This is a genomic window from Pseudomonas citronellolis, from assembly GCF_900112375.1.
GTDB lineage: Bacteria > Pseudomonadota > Gammaproteobacteria > Pseudomonadales > Pseudomonadaceae > Pseudomonas > Pseudomonas citronellolis.
Genome location: NZ_FOLS01000048.1, coordinates 1 through 15,941, shown reverse-complemented (window position 1 = coordinate 15,941; position 15,941 = coordinate 1). Strand labels below are relative to the sequence as shown.

General features: G+C 69.9%; 17 protein-coding genes. 1 reads left to right on the top strand and 16 read right to left on the bottom strand.

Going from position 1 to position 15,941, the window contains the following annotated elements:
• Window positions 1-401 precede the first annotated feature (401 nt).
• Window positions 402-671: a DUF2790 domain-containing protein gene (locus BM060_RS30015; protein ID WP_074985926.1), complete on the top strand. Its 270-nt coding sequence runs from the start codon at window positions 402-404 to the stop codon at window positions 669-671.
• Window positions 672-695: 24 nt separating this feature from the next.
• On the opposite strand, the gene BM060_RS30010 is transcribed toward BM060_RS30015, so the two are convergent.
• From BM060_RS30010 to BM060_RS33465, 16 genes are all read right to left on the bottom strand, one after another.
• Window positions 696-1,631 carry a LysR family transcriptional regulator gene (locus BM060_RS30010; RefSeq protein ID WP_074985924.1) on the bottom strand — a complete coding sequence of 312 codons (936 nt, stop codon included), beginning with the start codon at window positions 1,629-1,631 and terminating at the stop codon, window positions 696-698.
• A gap of 32 nt (window positions 1,632-1,663) precedes the next feature.
• The gene (locus tag BM060_RS30005) at window positions 1,664-2,626 is read right to left on the bottom strand and encodes a LysR family transcriptional regulator (RefSeq protein WP_074985922.1); all 963 of its coding nucleotides are present in this window, start codon (window positions 2,624-2,626) and stop codon (window positions 1,664-1,666) included.
• A gap of 49 nt (window positions 2,627-2,675) precedes the next feature.
• The gene (locus BM060_RS30000; RefSeq protein ID WP_074985919.1) at window positions 2,676-4,112 is read right to left on the bottom strand and encodes an efflux transporter outer membrane subunit; all 1,437 of its coding nucleotides are present in this window, start codon (window positions 4,110-4,112) and stop codon (window positions 2,676-2,678) included.
• The gene (locus tag BM060_RS29995) at window positions 4,109-4,984 is read right to left on the bottom strand and encodes an efflux RND transporter periplasmic adaptor subunit (protein ID WP_074985917.1); all 876 of its coding nucleotides are present in this window, start codon (window positions 4,982-4,984) and stop codon (window positions 4,109-4,111) included. Before BM060_RS29995 ends, BM060_RS30000 begins: the two co-directional genes overlap by 4 nt.
• A complete protein-coding gene (locus tag BM060_RS29990; protein WP_074985914.1) occupies window positions 4,981-5,190 on the bottom strand; it encodes a DUF1656 domain-containing protein in 210 nt (69 codons plus the stop codon). Before BM060_RS29990 ends, BM060_RS29995 begins: the two co-directional genes overlap by 4 nt.
• Complete coding sequence (locus tag BM060_RS29985) at window positions 5,187-7,205, bottom strand: FUSC family protein (protein WP_083426873.1); 2,019 nt, start codon at window positions 7,203-7,205, stop codon at window positions 5,187-5,189. Before BM060_RS29985 ends, BM060_RS29990 begins: the two co-directional genes overlap by 4 nt.
• Entirely contained in the window at window positions 7,202-7,669 is a 468-nt protein-coding gene (locus BM060_RS29980; protein WP_074985910.1) for a MarR family winged helix-turn-helix transcriptional regulator, read from the bottom strand. Before BM060_RS29980 ends, BM060_RS29985 begins: the two co-directional genes overlap by 4 nt.
• Before the next feature lie 292 nt (window positions 7,670-7,961).
• Window positions 7,962-8,900 carry an alpha/beta hydrolase gene (locus BM060_RS29975; RefSeq protein WP_074985908.1) on the bottom strand — a complete coding sequence of 313 codons (939 nt, stop codon included), beginning with the start codon at window positions 8,898-8,900 and terminating at the stop codon, window positions 7,962-7,964.
• Window positions 8,901-8,937: 37 nt separating this feature from the next.
• The gene (locus BM060_RS29970; protein WP_074985906.1) at window positions 8,938-9,843 is read right to left on the bottom strand and encodes an alpha/beta hydrolase; all 906 of its coding nucleotides are present in this window, start codon (window positions 9,841-9,843) and stop codon (window positions 8,938-8,940) included.
• A gap of 179 nt (window positions 9,844-10,022) precedes the next feature.
• Entirely contained in the window at window positions 10,023-11,258 is a 1,236-nt protein-coding gene (locus tag BM060_RS29965) for an acetyl-CoA hydrolase/transferase family protein (RefSeq protein ID WP_074985903.1), read from the bottom strand.
• A 16-nt stretch (window positions 11,259-11,274) separates the two neighbouring features.
• Window positions 11,275-12,471 (bottom strand): acetyl-CoA C-acetyltransferase, encoded by a 1,197-nt coding sequence (locus tag BM060_RS29960; RefSeq protein ID WP_074985901.1) that lies wholly within the window; start codon window positions 12,469-12,471, stop codon window positions 11,275-11,277.
• 20 nt (window positions 12,472-12,491) lie between these two features.
• Complete coding sequence (locus tag BM060_RS29955; RefSeq protein WP_074985899.1) at window positions 12,492-13,421, bottom strand: electron transfer flavoprotein subunit alpha/FixB family protein; 930 nt, start codon at window positions 13,419-13,421, stop codon at window positions 12,492-12,494.
• Window positions 13,421-14,170: an electron transfer flavoprotein subunit beta/FixA family protein gene (locus tag BM060_RS29950; protein ID WP_074985897.1), complete on the bottom strand. Its 750-nt coding sequence runs from the start codon at window positions 14,168-14,170 to the stop codon at window positions 13,421-13,423. Before BM060_RS29950 ends, BM060_RS29955 begins: the two co-directional genes overlap by 1 nt.
• Window positions 14,167-14,997, bottom strand: coding sequence for an HpcH/HpaI aldolase/citrate lyase family protein (locus BM060_RS29945; RefSeq protein ID WP_074985894.1), 831 nt, complete (start codon window positions 14,995-14,997; stop codon window positions 14,167-14,169). Before BM060_RS29945 ends, BM060_RS29950 begins: the two co-directional genes overlap by 4 nt.
• Window positions 14,991-15,836, bottom strand: coding sequence for an HTD2 family dehydratase (locus BM060_RS29940; protein WP_074985892.1), 846 nt, complete (start codon window positions 15,834-15,836; stop codon window positions 14,991-14,993). The genes BM060_RS29945 and BM060_RS29940 overlap by 7 nt, the downstream gene beginning before the upstream one ends.
• Before the next feature lie 10 nt (window positions 15,837-15,846).
• Window positions 15,847-15,941, bottom strand: a 95-nt coding sequence (locus BM060_RS33465; RefSeq protein ID WP_240442167.1) for a hypothetical protein, incomplete at its 5' end; no start/stop codon positions are given.

Here is a 15,941-nt window from a genome sequence, read left to right as displayed (position 1 = left end):
CGGGCGTAGGAGCGGACTTTGTCCGCGATTGGATTCACCGGCACCGCCGAACGCTCCGGTGGCACGGCCAACGGCGTATAACCGCGAACGGTTATGCGCCCTACGAACCTCCCGGCTAACGCTGCGTTACCCACCCACTCCGAACGGCCCCCTCTCCCTTCAGGGAGAGGGCTGGGGAGAGGGCTGCGGACTTCGCCAACACTCCACTGCCAAACCCGTACTCCATTCCCCCCAAGCAACGTTTCCCCATTCTTACCGCCAGAGAAAGAATGTCTTAGGAGCCCCGGCATTTATCGGAACAATCGCGGCGATAACATTGCTCGCAAGCCTTTCACCCGGCAGCGGAACACCCGCTTCATCCTTGCCGGCCGAGGGCGCCACCATTCCCAGGAAGACCCGCCATGAAATACGTTCTCGCCATTGCCGCCGTCCTTTTCGCCAGCCAGCAGGCCCTTGCCGCCCAACCGGATGACACCGGCGCGCCGGCCACCGCGCAAACCATCGCCTATGCCTATGGAATGAACCTGGACGTCGCCAAGGTCATTTCCCTGCATGCCGAGCCGGCGGACGCCTGCGCCAGCGCGCCGGCGACGCTCACCTACCAGGACCACCGCGGCGACGTGCACAGCGTCACCTACCAGAAGCTCCCGAGCCAATGCGGGATCGACTGATGCCCGCCCAACGGGCGTGACGGCTCACGCGCTTCCCGCCCCGCCGAGCAGTATTTCCTCGTCGGCCGCCAGGCGGCCCGGCAGGTGGTTCTTCAGGTAGTCGATGAAGGTCCTGACCTTCGCATCGAGGAACTGCCGGGACGGATAGATCACCGAAACGTTGCGCTGATGGGCGATCAGGTCGGGCAGCACCCTGACCAGCTCGCCGCGCCGGATCGAGGCCGCCGCCACGTAGAGGGGGATCAGGCAGATGCCCATGTCTTCCCGGGCGGCCTGGGCGATGCCATCCGCCACGTTCACCTGGAATTTCCGGCGCGATGATGCGATCACGTCGATGGCCGAGCCATTGACCTCCCAGCCGCCCGGGAACGCGGGGTCGTCCAGTTGCAGGCAGGTATGCCCGGACAGCTCGGCGATGCTCCGCGGCACCCCGTTGCGCGCCAGGTAGCCGGGGCCGGCGCAGAGGACGCTGTAGGTCGCGCCGAGCCCCTGGGCGATGAACCCCGAGTCGGGGATGTTGCTGTCGCCGGAAATCAGCAGGTCATAGCCCTCCGCCAGGAGGTCCGGCGTCGCGTGGGACAGCGTCAGCTCGAAGTCCACGCTCGGGTAGAGCTCCGAATACTGCGAAACCAGGGGAATGATGTGGTACTGGCCAATGCCGTTGGGGGCATGCAGGCGCAGTTTGCCGAAGGCCTCCAGGTGGGCGCCGGCGGCCTCCATCTCGGCCGTGCGCAGGTCATCGAGAATGCTCTTGCAGCGCTCCAGGTAGCGCCTGCCCACCTCGGTCAGGGCCAGCTTGCGGGTGGTCCGGTTGATCAGCCTGGCCTTGAGGTGGTTTTCCAGTTCACTGACGCTGCGCGAGACGTGGGGCGTGGAATGCCCCAGCGAATCCGCGGCGGCCGTGAAGCTCCCCAGCTCGACCACGCGAACGAAAATCTCCATCGAATGAACAAGGTCCATGGTGCGGGCTCCCCCGTGTTGTGACCGACCGTTCAGGCGCGCAAGCGCCCCTTCCCCGCCTCTGCCCAGAAGCCCGGGTCGTCCAGTATCTGCCGGTCCCTGTCGAAGGCTTCGGGCAGCCTGGCCTTGAGGAACTCGACCCAGGTGCGGATCTTCTCGTCCAGGTAATGGCGCGACGAATACAGGGCGAACACGTCCCGGGCATGCAGGCGATAGGCAGGAAGAATGCGCACCAGCGAACCATCCAGCAGGGCCTTGGCCGCCACGAAGCTCGGCAGCAGGCACACGCCCAGGCCCGAGGCGGCCGCCACGCAGGCGGCCTCCGGGAGGTTCACCTTCAGCACGTCGCCCAGCTCCACCAGCTGCTCGCCCTGCGGGCCGGAAAAACGCCAGCCCTGCGGCGACAGCGAGTCGGCCAGCTGCAGGCAGCGGTGCCCATGCAGGTCTTCCACCGCCAGGGGCACGCCGTGCTTGGCGAGATAGTCCGGCGAGGCGCAGACGATGCTGAACACCTGCCCCAGGCGCTGCGCGACGAAGGATGAATCAGGCAGCGCCTCGGCCAGGGTGATGAGCACGTCGAAGCCCTCTTCCAGCATGGCCGGCGCGCCCTGGGTGAGGGACAGGTCGATGGAGACTTCCGGGTAGTGCTCCAGGTAGTCGACCAGCAGGGGCGTGAGGTGCTCCAGGCCGAACTCGGTCACCGCGTGCACCCGCAGCCGGCCCATCGCCTGGGCGCGCGCGCCGCCCACCTCCGCCGCAGCCTCGGCGACCTCGCCGAGTATCCGCTTGCAGCGCTCGAAGTAGCGCATGCCGATGTCCGTGACCGCCAGGCTGCGCGTGGTGCGCTGCAGCAGGCGGGCGGAAAGCTCGCTCTCCAGCCCCGCGACCAGCCGGGAAACCTTCGAGGTCGACATGCCCAGGCCTTCCGCGGCGCCGGTGAAGCTGCCGCTTTCCACTACCCGTATGAAGGCCTGCATACCTTCGAACAGATCCATCATTCGACTCCAGCGCTCACAGTATGGAAATCATCGGCACGACCAGCGCTCAGCGCGCCTCGGCCGTCACCGCCTGGCCGGACCAGCCGCCGCCGAGCGCCAGGAACAGGTCGACCTGGTCCTGCGCGACCCGGGCATCGGAAGCGGCCAGCGCCGCCTCGCTGTCGGCCAGGGTGCGGTTGGCATCCAGGCTGGCCAGGTACGGCAGGCGCCCCGCGCCATACAGGCGCTCGCTGTCCCGGGCGGCCTGCTGCGCGTGCTCGCGGGCCGCGCGCAGGGCCTGGTTGCGCTGCAGCTCCCGGGCATAGAAGGTCAGAGCGGTCTCGGTCTCGCGCAGGGCTTCGAGCACCACGCCATCGAAGCGGGCCAGGGCCGCCTCGCTGTCCGCCTCGGCGGCCTTGACCCTGGCCCGGGCGCCGCTGTCGGGAATGCTCCAGCTGATCAGCGGGCCGAGGCTCCAGTGCTTGGCCGAGGACTCCCCGATCTCGCCGAAGCGCCCGGCCAGGCCGGCCGAAGCGCCCAGGGTGACGCTCGGGTAGAGCTGCGCGGTGGCCACGCCGATGCGCGCGGTCATGCCCGCCAGTTGGCGTTCCGCCTGGCGGATGTCGGGGCGGCGGCGCAACAGGTCGGCGCCCTCGCCCACCGGTATGGGCTGGTCCAGCCGCGGCTCCTCGCTGCAGGCCAGGGAGGCAGCCGGCAACTGCGCCGGCGTGCGCCCCAGCAGGGCGGCCAGGCGATAGCGCGCGGCATCGCGGTTGGCGCTGAACTGCGGCAGGCTCGCGCGCAGGGTTTCCTGCTGGGCCCTGGCGCGCTCGACGTCCGCGGAGCTGCCGCGCCCGGCGGCGGCCAGGCGCTGGGTCACCTCGGCGCTGCGCGCCTGCAGGTCCAGCTGCTGCTGCGCGACATTCAGCTGGCGGGTCGCCGAGCAGCCCTGCACGTAGGCCCGCACCGTCTGCGCCGCCACCGTCACCCGGACCAGGTCTTCGGCCGCCACGCTGGCCTGGGCATCGGCATGGGCGGCCTCCTCGGCGCGCGCCAGCTTGCCGAACAGGTCGACCTCGTAGCCGATGGACAGGCCGAGGCCGCCATCGTCGATCGCCGGCGGCCGGACGCCGACCTGTGAGGCCTCCAGCGGCGCCTGGCCGCGCTGCGCATCGGCCTCCAGCGTGGCGTGCGGATTGGCGTCCGCCGCCACCGAGGCCTCCAGCGCCAGCGCCTTGCGCAGGTTGGCGCTGGCCTGGCGCAGGTCGGTATTGGCCGCCAGCGCCTGCTGCACCAGGCGGTCGAGTTGCGCGTCGCGGTACAGGCGCCACCAGCCGTCGGGCACCGGCGCCGTTGCGAAGTCCGCCACGCCCGCGGCCTGGAACGCGGCAGAAGCCGTGGGTTCGCGCCAGGCGGCCTGCTGCGGCAGGCGGTAGTCCGGCCCGACCTCGGTACAGCCCGCCAGCAGCCCGAGCAGGCCCAGCAAGCCAAGGTAGGTTTTCATGGCCGTTCCACCTCGCGCACCGAGACGGTGGCGGTGCGCCCGGCGATCAGGCGGAAATCCGCCGGCACCTCGTCCAGGGCGACGCGCACGGGAATCCGCTGGGCCAGGCGCACCCAGTTGAAGGTCGGGTTGACGTTGGGCAGCAGGCTCTCGCCGTTGACCCGGTCACGGTCCTCGATGCCGGCGGCGACGCTTTGCACGTGGCCGCGCAGCAACTGGCCGCTGCCCATGATGCGGATGTCCACCGGCTGGTCGATGTGCACGCCGTCCAGCTTGGTTTCCTCGAAGTAGCCCACCACGTGGAAGGAATGCTGGTCCACCACCGAGAGCACCGGCCGGCCGGCGCTGACGTAGTCGCCATCGCGCGGTACCCGGTCGTTCAGGTAGCCGTCCACCGGGCTGCGCACCTCGGTGCGCGCCAGGTTCAGGCGCGCCAGGGCCAGCGCGCTCTCGGCCCTGGCGAGGCTCGCCTCGCCCTGCTGCACACGGGCATCGCTGTCTTCCAGCACTTCCTTGGCCACCAGGTCGGCCAGCACGTGGTTGCGCGCGGCCTCGCGGCGCGCCTGGCCAAGGCTGGCGCGCTGCTGGCGGACGACCGCCTCGGCCTGCTGCACCGCCAGCTCGTAGCGGCTGCGGTCGACCAGGAACAGCAGTTGGCCGCGCTTGACCAACTGGTTGTCCTCGATGTCGACCTGGGTGATCAGCCCGGACACGTCCGGCGCGACCTGCACCACCTCGGCGCCGATGTGCCCGTCGCGGGTCCAGGGTGCGTTGGTGTAGTAGTTCCACAGGTGTTGCGCTATCGGTACGGCCACCGCCACCAGCAGCAGGGTGGGAATGACCGGGAGGAACTTGCGTATGGAGTTTTTCATAGGTGCCAGCCGTGCGTCAGGGTCACGCTGGTGCCCAGGACGATCACATAGAGAGCGAAGTTGAACAGGAAGTGGTGCCAGACATAGCGGTACAAGCCGAGGTACATCAGCAGAGCGCGCAGCACCCGGGTAATGACGAAGGCGAGCAGCAGCATCAGCAGCAGGCCGGGCAGGAACACGCCATAGAGGTCGATTTCACCGATCATGGCCGGGCTCCTGACTCCGCGCCCGACAGGTCCGGTTCGGCGGCCTCCGGGAACAGGGTGACGCGCAGTTCGACCAGGGCGTTGCGCACCTCGTCCGCCGCCGGCCCGGCTAGGGGCAGCACCTGGCGCAGGCCCTGGTCGATACGGGCCAGCAGCGCGGCGTCGGGCGCCCGGTAGGCATCCGCCGCCTCGCAGGCCCGGAAATGCGCGGCGATGGCCGCCAGCAGGCGGGCGATCGTCTGCTCGACCTCACCGCCCAGGCGCTGCTCCTCACGCTGCAGGTGCAGCACGCTGAAGCCCACGCGCAGGTCGCGGAACGCGTCGGTGGCCGTCTGCCCGCGCTGGTTCGCCAGCCGCGGCAGCAACAGTTCCAGGCGGTCCTGCATGCGCGCCATCGATTCCGGGTAGTGGCTGCCCTGCCCGCCCGCAGAGCAGTGCGCCAGGTCGCGCCAATTGGCATGCACCAACCGGCTCAGCGCCAGCTCGCTGCCGAACGGCCGCATCAGCAGCGTCCACAACAACGCCCCCAGCGCGCCCAGCGCACTGGCCAGGCAACTGTCGAGGAACAGCTGGAAATCGGCCGTGTAGGCGCCCCGCAGGCCGACGAAACTGCCGGTGAAGACAATCATCAGCAAGGCCTCGGTGCCGAACTGGGGCCGGGAGACCAGCAGCACGCCGAACAGCAGGCAGGGCACGAAGAAGCAGGCGACCAGGGTTTCGAACTCATGGGCCGAGGGCAGCACGACGAACAGCAGCAGGCCACCGAGCAGGCTGCTGGCCAGGTTCACCAGCAGGAAGCGGAACATCTGCGGGGCCGGCTCGTCGAGGGAGGCGAACAGGCTGCAGGCGACCGTCCCCAGGACCAGCGCGTTGGCCCCCGGCGCCCAGCCCGTGCTCAGCCAGAGCAGCCCGCCGAGGAAGATGCCCAGGGACATGGAGCCGGCGTAGAAGAGCAGCATGCCGAAGTCGATATGGTGCGAGATGCCGCTCAGGTTCCAGCGCCGATAGGCCGGCTGCCAGCGCGGCAGCGCATCGTCGTTCTCGACGCCGCGGCGCAGCAGCTGGCAATCACGCCAGAGGTCCACCAGGCCGACCAGGCGCATGCGGAGGGTCCACTCCAGCAGCTCGGGCCAGGTGGCGGTGGCGGACAGCCGCGGTGGAACGGACGGATACCTGGCGTGCTCGACGCTGTCCGCGCTCGCCATCAGCCATCGGCCGACCTCTTCCGTCCGTCGCCGCTGCGCCTCGCTCGCGCCGCCCAGCCGGGCCAGGGCCTCCTGCAGCGCGGCCAGCGACGAGATGTGCGGCATCAGCATGCGCATGCGCGCACGCAGTTCCCGGGCGGCCCGCACGGCGTATGGATTGCCGGTGTCGAAGGCCAGGTGGGCGATCAGCTGTTCGAATGCCTGGAGGCCCGCCGTCAGCGGATGCCGGCTGGCCTGGCTGACCTTCGCCGACAGCGCCTCGGCCGCCCAGCTGGAGACAGCGGCGAACCACTGTTCCAGGCGCTGGCGAATCACCGGGGTCACGCGCTCGCCCATGGCCAGGCCGGCGACGACGTTCGCACAGACGATGCCGACGATGATTTCCTCGCTGCGCGCCAGGGCGATCTCGAACACGTTCTGCGGCGCGTGCAACGCCGGCAGGGCGACCAGCGGCATGGTGTAGGCCGGCAGACGGAACAGGTAGTTGCGTGGCGTCCGGTCGAGCATCGACACGTAGAGCATGGTCCCCGACCACAACGCAGTCGCCAGCATCAGCAGTATCGGCGTGTCGCTCAGGGGCGGCACCAGCAGCACTGCCACGGAGACGCCGAGCAAGGTGCCGCCGACGCGGTAGAGCGTCTTCGAACGCATGGCCCCCATCATCGGCTGGGACACCACGTACACGGTGCCCATGGCCCAGACCGGGTTGGGCAGCGACAGCGCCAGGGCGATGTAGAGCGCCAGCATCGAGGCCGCGAAGGTGCGCAGCGAGAACCACCAGTCGCGGGCGCTGGGCAGGGCCGGGGTCATGATTTCGCGGCGGCTCCCACCGTAGTCGAAGCCTGCGCGAAGCCCTCGATGATGCGGAATACCCGCAGGGCCGCCTCCAGGTCTTCCCGCGGCACGTCGGCGAGCATCCGCGCACGCAGTGTGATGAGTTCATGCTCGACGCCGCTGGCCAGCGCGCGCCCCGTGTCGGTGAACCAGAGCGTCTTGACGCGCTGGTCCTGCAGGCCCTTTTCCCGGCGCACCAGGCCGGCCTGGGCGAGCTGGTCGACGCTGCGCACCAGCGATGCGGCCTCGATGCCCAGCTCTTCGGCCAGCGCGCTCTGGCTGACGCCCTCCCCCAGCCGGGCGATGGCCAGCAGGGCGGAACCGCAAGGCACCGAGATGCCATGGGCCAGCAGCGACTCCTGGGCGACCCGTCGCCACAACTCGCCGATGGGGCGCAGGTGGCTGGTGAACTGCTGGCGCAACTGATCGAGCTTTTTCATGGTCGCCTCGGGCCATTCGGATCGGATGTCCGAGACCTTACCCGCCATTAAATTAGTTTGCAAACTAATCATTTAACGAGCCGATCACCGGTCTCCCGCGCCCCTTCGCCAGCCCCGTGCCCGGGGCTCCAACGCAGGGCGCACGAGCGCTGCAACCCCACAGGAAGATCGCTTCCCCACCGCCCGCACGAACGGCACACGCCCCTGGAAACAGGACGCAGGCCGGGTGGGCGGATGAATGTCGAAACGGCCCCGCGCAACGCCGTCGTCGGCGCTGCGCAGGGCCTTGGCTTCAGGCGCCCAGGTGCTTCCTGTAGAAGGGCACCAGTTGCGCCAGCGCCTGGCCGGTGGCCTCGGGCTGGTCGTACAGCTCGTAGTGGCTCGTGCCTGCGACGATCTGGATGCTCTTCTGGCTGGAGCGCGCCCGGCCATAGAGCTCCAGGCCGTCACGGTAGGAGCCGAAGCCGCCCGGCACGCCGCCGATGACGATGTGCAGCGGCTGGGTCAGCAGCACCTCGGCGAAGTGGAAGGCGTCCCAGCCCACCGCCGCCGCGGTGCTGGTGAAGCGCAGCTTGTTGGGCGAGCCCGGCTGCTGGCCGCGCGGCGTGGTGTAGTACTGCACGGCTTCGACGATGTCGATGTCGTCGATGCCGACCTTGGCGCGCTCCGCTTCCGAAGCGGGGATGTAGCCCACGATCAGCGGCTCGGCGCCGCGCGCTTCGGCGGTGCGCTGCCTGGCGATGGCGTCCAGCGTCTTCAGCGCGGCGTCGGGCGTCATGTCGCCTTCGCGCATCAGGCGCCCATAGTTGGCGGCGACCACGGTGCCCACGGCCTTGAAGCGGCGCTCGGTCATCGCCGCGCTGACGGCGTAACCGCCGCCGCCGCACACGCCCAGCACGCCAATGCGCTCCTCGTCCACGTAGGGCAGGGTCACCAGGTAGTCCACGGCGCAGCGGAAGTCCTCGACGCGGGTGGCGGGGTCTTCGCTGAAGCGCGGTTCGCCGCCGCTGGCGCCCTGGGTGGAGGCATCGAAGGCCAGGGTGATGAAGCCGGCCCGGGTCAGCGCCTCGCCATAGATGGCGCCCGCGGTCTGTTCCTTGCAACTGCTGATCGGGTGGGCGCAGACGATGGCGGCGTAGCGCTTGCCGGCATCGAAGCCCTCGGGCAGACGCAGGGTGGCGGCCACGTCCCAGGCGCCATGTTTGAAGGTGACGGATTGCATCTGGCTCATGGAAGGTTCCTCGAATGTCGGCGCCCGTAGCGGCGCATTACAGATGGGCCTTGAAGAACGGGCCGAGCTTGGCCATGGCCTCGCCCACCAGTTCCGGCTTGTCGTACATGCCGATGTGGGTTCCGCCGGGAACGATGTGCAGGTGCTTGTCCTTGCTCGCGGCGCGGCGGAACAGGTCTTCGCTGATCCAGCGCGTGCCCGCCTGCTCGCCGGCGACGATCTGGATCGGCTGGGTCAGGAACAGCTCCACCAGGTGGAAGGCGTCGAAGGTGACGAGCTGCATCAGGCTCTGCGTCGGCGCGATGCTCGGCGAAGTGGGGCACTGGGCGCGCGGGGTGCGGTAGTACTCGACCGCCTCGGCCAGGTCGGCGTTGGGCGCTTGCTCGGCGGTCTTCGGCACGATCGGGTAGTAGCCCGTCGCGGCGCCGTTGGCCTCGTCGGTGCGGGCCTTCGCGGCGCTCTCCAGCATGGCGAAGGCGCCGCCGAGGTCGTCGCGCCCTTCCCAACCGTTGCGCAGGATCGCGCCGTAGTTGGCGGCGCTGACGGCGCCCACGGCCTTGATGCGGCGGTCGCCCAGGGCGGCCGTCACGGTATAGCCGCCGCCGGCGCAGATGCCCATGGCGCCGATGCGCCCGGGGTCGACGTAGGGCAGGGTCGTGAGGTAGTCGATGGCGGCGCTGATGTCCTCGACGCGCGCATAGGGATTCTCCAGCTGGCGCGGCTCGCCGCCGCTCTCGCCCTGGTACGAGGCGTCGAATGCCAGCGTGACGAAACCCAGTTCGGCCAGCTTGGCAGCGTAAAGCCCACTGGTCTGCTCCTTCACGCCGCCGGCGGGATGGGTGACGACGATGGCCGGGTAGGTCTTGCGCTCGTCGAAGCCGGCCGGCAAGTGCAGGTTGGCGGCCATCCCGATCGGGCCGTTGTCGAATTTCACCGATTTCATGTCCAGTTACCTCCTCAGAGATTCACCAAGGGACGCGGCATCGAATGCTATTCCTCGCCCGCCGTACGGACCATGCTTTTCAGTACAGATTTCTTTTTCGATCGTACGGTCCGAATGAATACTCCCCGTTCAAGAGCGCGCTTGCCGGCCGGCGCCACGGCCGGCTGGCGCGTTCGCTGTCAGAGCCCGGCCGCCCGGGCCAGCGATTCCTGGAAATCCGGATGGGCGATGGCGAGCATCCGCCGCGCCCGCTCGCGCAGGTCGCAGCCGCGCAGGTCGGCCACGCCATATTCGGTGACGATGAGCGCGGCGTCCGCCCGCGGCGTGCTCACCGGGCCGGACAGGCACTCCACCACCCTACTCTGCCTGCCACCCAGCGCCGTGGCCGGCAAGGCGATGATCGGCAGGCCGCCCGGCGAGGCCTGGGCGCCGCGAAGGAAGTCCATCGCCCCGCCCACCGCGCCGACGTAGGCGCCGCCGGCGATCTCCGCGTTGATCTGCCCGGTCAGGTCCACCTCGATGGCCGAGTTGATGGTCACCAGGCGCTCGATGCTGCCGAGCACCGCCAGGGAATGCGTGTAGGCCGTCGAGCGCAGCTGGATGCGCGGGTTGCGGTGGGCATGGCGGTAGACCCGCTCGCCGCCCAGCAACACCCCGGCGACCGTGACGCCCCTGTCGATGTTCTTGCGCGCGTTGGTGATCACGCCCAGCTCCATCAGCTCCGCCACCTTGTCGCCGATGGCGCCGGAATGAATGCCCAGGTCGCGGTGCGAACGCAGGCCGTCGAGCGCCGCCTCGGGCAGGCTGCCCAGGCCCATCTGCAGGGTCGCGCCGTCCTCCACCAGGCCGCCGATGTGCCGGGCGATGGCCCGCTCCACCTCGCCGCCGGGCGCCGCCGGGACTTCCAGCGGCGCGCTGGAGGTGCGCACCAGCAGGTCGATGTCGCGCGGGTCCAGGTATTCGCCGTGGGTCCACGGCGCCTGCTCGTTGACCTCGGCGATCACCAGCCGCGCGCTGCGCAGCAGCGGCACCAGGTATTCGGCGGCGATGCCGAAGCTGAAGCCTCCCGGCCCTTCGGCCACCTGCAGCAGCAGCACGTCGACCGGCGCCAGCGCCGCCGCCAGCTGGGTGTAGTGGCACGGCAGGATGTCCAGGCGCTTCTCCCGCGCCAGCAGGCGGTTGCGCCCGGCGCCGCAGTACGACTGGTAATGCACCTGGGCGGCATGTTCCGGGCCGACGCTGGCGGACAGGCTCATGCCGACGAAGGCGCGGAAGCTGCCGATCGCCTCGCGCTGGGCCATCAGGCGCGCGGTCAGCGCCGTGGGTTCGGCGCCGCCCTGCCCCCACACCACCCGGTCGCCCGGGTGGATCAGGGCGGCGAAGTCCAGCGCCTCCAGGCGGATTTCTTCCGTCATCTCAGGCTGCTCCCGCTCAGGCCCGCTCGAAGATCGCCGCCAGGCCCTGGCCGCCGCCGATGCACATGGTCTCCAGGGCGTAGCGCCCTTTGCGGCGCTGCAGCTCGTGCAGCACCGAGGTCATGATGCGCATGCCGGTGGCGCCCACCGGGTGCCCCAGGGAAATGCCCGAGCCGTTGACGTTGAGCCGCTGCGCATCGTTCCAGCCCCAGCCCTTGAGCACCGCCAGCACCTGGCAGGCGAAGGCCTCGTTGACCTCCACCAGGTCCATCTGCTCGAAGCCCAGGCCGGTGCGCTCGAACAGCTTGCGCACCGCCGGCACCGGGCCGATGCCCATGGTCGCCGGCTCGCAGCCCGCGGCGGCCCAGCTGTGCAGGTAGCCGATCGGCTCCAGGCCCAGCTCGGCCAGCTTGTCTTCGGCCACCACCAGGCAGGCGGCGGCGGCGTCGTTCTGCTGCGAGGCGTTGCCGGCCGTCACTGTGCCGTCCTTCACCAGCGCCCGCAGCCCGGCCAGTTTTTCCAGCGTGGTGTCGCCGCGCACGCCTTCGTCGCGGTTCACCAGGATGGGCTCGCCACGCTTCTGCGGCACGCTGATGGGCACGATCTCGGCGTCGAAGCGTCCGGCTTCCCAGGCTGCTGCGGCACGCTGCTGGCTGCGCGCGGCGAAGGCGTCGGCCTCCTCGCGGCTGATGGCGTATTCGCGGGCCAGGTTCTCGGCGGTCTCGATCATCCCCGAGATGCGCCCGAAGCGGTGTTCCGGCTGCGAGCGCTCGCGGCCGCGGTCGAGGCGGTCGTGCAGGGTCACGGAGCCGGCGCGGGCGCCCCAGCGCATGTCGGTGGAGTAGTACTCGATGTTGCTCATGCTCTCCACGCCGCCGGCCAGGACCACGTCGGCGGCGCCGGTCTGCACCATCATCGCGGCGCTGGCCAGGGCCTGCAGGCCGCCGCCGCAGCGGCGGTCCAGCTGCATGCCCGGCACGCTCACCGGCAGGCCCGCCTCCAGGGCGATCCAGCGCCCCACGCAGGGCGTCTCGGAGTTGGCGTAGGACTGGGCGAACACCACGTCATCGATGCGCGCCGGGTCCAGGCGCGTCTGCGCCAGGATGGCCTTGACCACCTCGGCGCCCAGGCGCTCCACCGGCACGCTGCGCAGGCTGCCGCCAAAGGCGCCGACCGGGGTACGGCGCGGCGCGACTATCGCTGCTCTTCTCATTGTCGTTGTCTCCCGGGCGCTCAGAGCGCCGCCTGCAGTTGCGGCACGACTTCGAAGAGGTCGCCCACCAGGCCGTAGTCGGCGACCTGGAAGATCGGCGCCTCTTCGTCCTTGTTGATGGCCACGATGACCTTGGAATCCTTCATGCCCGCCAGGTGCTGGATGGCGCCGGAGATGCCCACGGCGATGTAGAGCTGCGGCGCGACTATCTTGCCGGTCTGGCCGACCTGCATGTCGTTGGGCACGAAGCCGGCGTCCACCGCGGCGCGGGAAGCGCCCACCGCGGCGCCGAGCTTGTCGGCCAGGGCATAGAGCAGCTTGAAGTTGTCGCCGTTCTGCATGCCGCGGCCACCGGAGACCACGATCTTGGCGGCGGTCAGTTCCGGGCGGTCGGACTTGGCCAGTTCTTCGCCGACGAAGGCCGAGCTGCGCGAGTCGAACACACTGCTCACGACTTCCACGCTGGCCGAGCCGCCCTGCGCACTGGCCGCATCGAAGCCGGTGCCGCGCACGCTGATGACCTTGACCGGGGCCGAGGACTGCACGGTGGCGATGGCGTTGCCGGCGTAGATCGGGCGCTTGAAGGTGTCGGCGCTGACCACCTCGATGATCTCGGAGAGCTGGTCGACGTCCAGTTGCGCGGCGACCCGCGGCAGGTAGTTCTTGCCGTTGGTGGTGGCGGGCGCCAGCACGTGGCTGTAGCCGCCGGCCAGGGAGACCACCAGCGGCGCGATGTTCTCCGGCAGCTGGTGGGCGTAGGCGGCGTTGTCGGCGACCAGCACCTTGGCCACGCCGGCGACCTGGGCGGCGGCCTCGGCCACGCCACCGACGTCCTGCCCGGCGACCAGCAGGTGGATCTCGCCGCCGATCTTCTGCGCGGCGGCGACGGTGTTCAGGGTGGCGCCGGCCAGGGCGCCGTCGTTGTGCTCAGCGATTACCAGGATAGTCATCAGATCACCTTCGCCTCGTTCTTCAGTTTCTCGACCAGTTCGGCCACGGAGGTGACCTTGATGCCGGCGCTGCGGGCGGCCGGCGCCTCGACCTTGAGGGTCGTGACGGTGGAGCCGGTGGACACGCCGAGGGCGTCCGGGCTGACCACCTCCAGCGGCTTCTTCTTCGCCTTCATGATGTTCGGCAGCGAGGCGTAGCGCGGCTCGTTCAGGCGCAGGTCGGTGGTGACGATCGCCGGCAGGTTCAGCGAGACGGTCTGCAGGCCGCCATCGATTTCGCGGGTGACATTCACCTTGTCTCCGGCGACCTCGACCTTGGAGGCGAAGGTGCCCTGGGCGTAGCCGGTCAGCGCGGCGAGCATCTGCCCGGTCTGGTTGTTGTCGCTGTCGATGGCCTGCTTGCCGAGGATCACCAGCTGCGGCTGCTCGCGCTCGACCAGGGCCTTGAGGGCCTTGGCGATGGCCAGGGAACTCAGCTCTTCGTTGGTTTCCACCAGGGTCGCGCGGTCGGCGCCCAGGGCCAGGGCGGTGCGCAGCTGCTCCTGGGCGGCGTTCGGGCCGACGGAAACGACAACCACTTCACTGGCGATGCCTTTCTCCTTCAGGCGCACGGCCTCTTCCACGGCGATTTCGCAGAAGGGGTTCATGGACATTTTCACGTTGGCGAGATCGACGCCGGAGTTGTCCGCCTTGACGCGGACCTTGACGTTGAAATCGACCACGCGCTTCACGGCGACGAGGATTTTCATGGGTGTTTTTCTCCAGTAACGCTGGAACGGGAAAGAATGCGGCGGGCACGCTCGATCAGCGGACGATCGACCATCGCCCCGTCGAGCTGGACGGCGGCGCCGCTCTGTGCAGCGGCGAGCACCGCCTGCGCCCAGTCCACCGCCTTGGCGTCGGGCAGGAAGGCCTCGCGGATGGGAGCCACCTGGCGCGGATGGATCGCCAGCTTGCCGCCGAAGCCCAGGCCGCTGGCGGTCAGGGCGTCCTGGCGCACCGCGGCGGGGTCGTCGAAGCTGGTGGTCACGCCGTCCAGCGGCGGCGCCAGGCCGGCCAGGCGCGATTGCAAAACCAGCGCGCCACGGAAGTAGGCCAGGGCCTCCCAGCTGGGCTGGCAGCCCAGGTCCAGGGCCAGGTCCAGCGAACCGAAGGCGGCCTGCACCACGCCGGGTTCGCGCAGCAGGCCAGCCAGATCGTCGAAGGCGCCGGCGGTTTCCACCAGCGCGATCAGCGGCACCTGGCGGCCGAGCAGGTAGTGCACCAGGCGGATATCGATGGCGGCCTCGGCCTTGGCCAGCATCAGCGCGTCGAAACGCGCCTCGCGCAGGGCCGCCAGGTCGGCCTGGAAATCCGCGGTGCGGGTGGCGTTGATCCGCACGATCACCGACATGCCGTCGATGCCGTGGTTGGCCACGGCTTCCCGTGCCGCGGCGCGGGCGGCGGGGGCCACGGCGTCCTCGAGGTCGAGGATCACCGCATCGGCGCCGCTGGCGGCGGCCTTGGCGAAGCGCTCGGGGCGGTCGCCGGGTACGAACAGGGGCGCCAGCGGCGCCTGGAAGGCATCGTTCAGCATGCTGCGCTGGCCTCCATGTTGAGGTTGCCGTCGGCGTCCTGGGTCCAGGCCTGCAGGCTGTCGCCCTTGTGCTGCCAGGACACCGCCGCGCGGAACGGCCGGCCGGCGATCAGCGGCACCTGGCCGCGGTAGGCGAAGCGCAGGGGCACGCGCCCGGCATGGCTGGCGGCCAGGTTGAACAGCAGGCTGGCCTGCAGCGGCCCGTGCACCACCAGGCCCGCGTAGCCTTCCACCGCGGTGGCATAGGGCAGGTCGTAATGGATGCGGTGGGCGTTGAAGGTCAGCGCCGAGTAGCGCAGCAGCAGGGTCGACGGGGTTTCCACCCAGCATTGCCGCTCGCCTTCGCGCGGTTCGCCCCCGACTGGCACGTTCCCGCCAGAGGCCGGCCCACGGTAGACGATGTCCTGGCGCTCGCGGATGGCCAGGGTGCCGGCGCAGGACAGTTCATGCCTGACGGTGACGAAGCACAGCTTGCCGCTGCGGCCTTCCTTGAAGCGGATGTCGTCGATGCTCGACACCCGCAGGATCGGTTCGCCGATGGGCAGCGGCGCCAGCGTCTCCACCTCGCCGCCGGCCCACATGCGCCGGGGCAGCGGCACCGGCGGCAGGAAACCGCCGCGGCGCGGGTGGCCGTCCTCGCCCAGCTCGGCCATGCCCGCCGCCGCCGGGCTCGGCGCCAGGCACCAGTGCAGGCCGGGCGGGGCGAAGCCCTGGTCGTCCCACAGGTGCGGCGCCAGGGTGGCGCGGTAGGCCTCCAGCATCTGCGGGGTGATCAGCGCTTCGCAGGACTCCTGGCGCCCCAGCCAGGCCTGCAGCGGGCCCAGATCGTTGGCAGTCATCGCATTCGCCTCAGAAGGAGCGCGGCAGTTCGAGCAGGTGCTCGGCCACGTAGGACAGGATCAGGTTGGTGGAGATCGGCGCCACCTGGTACAGGCGCGTCTCGC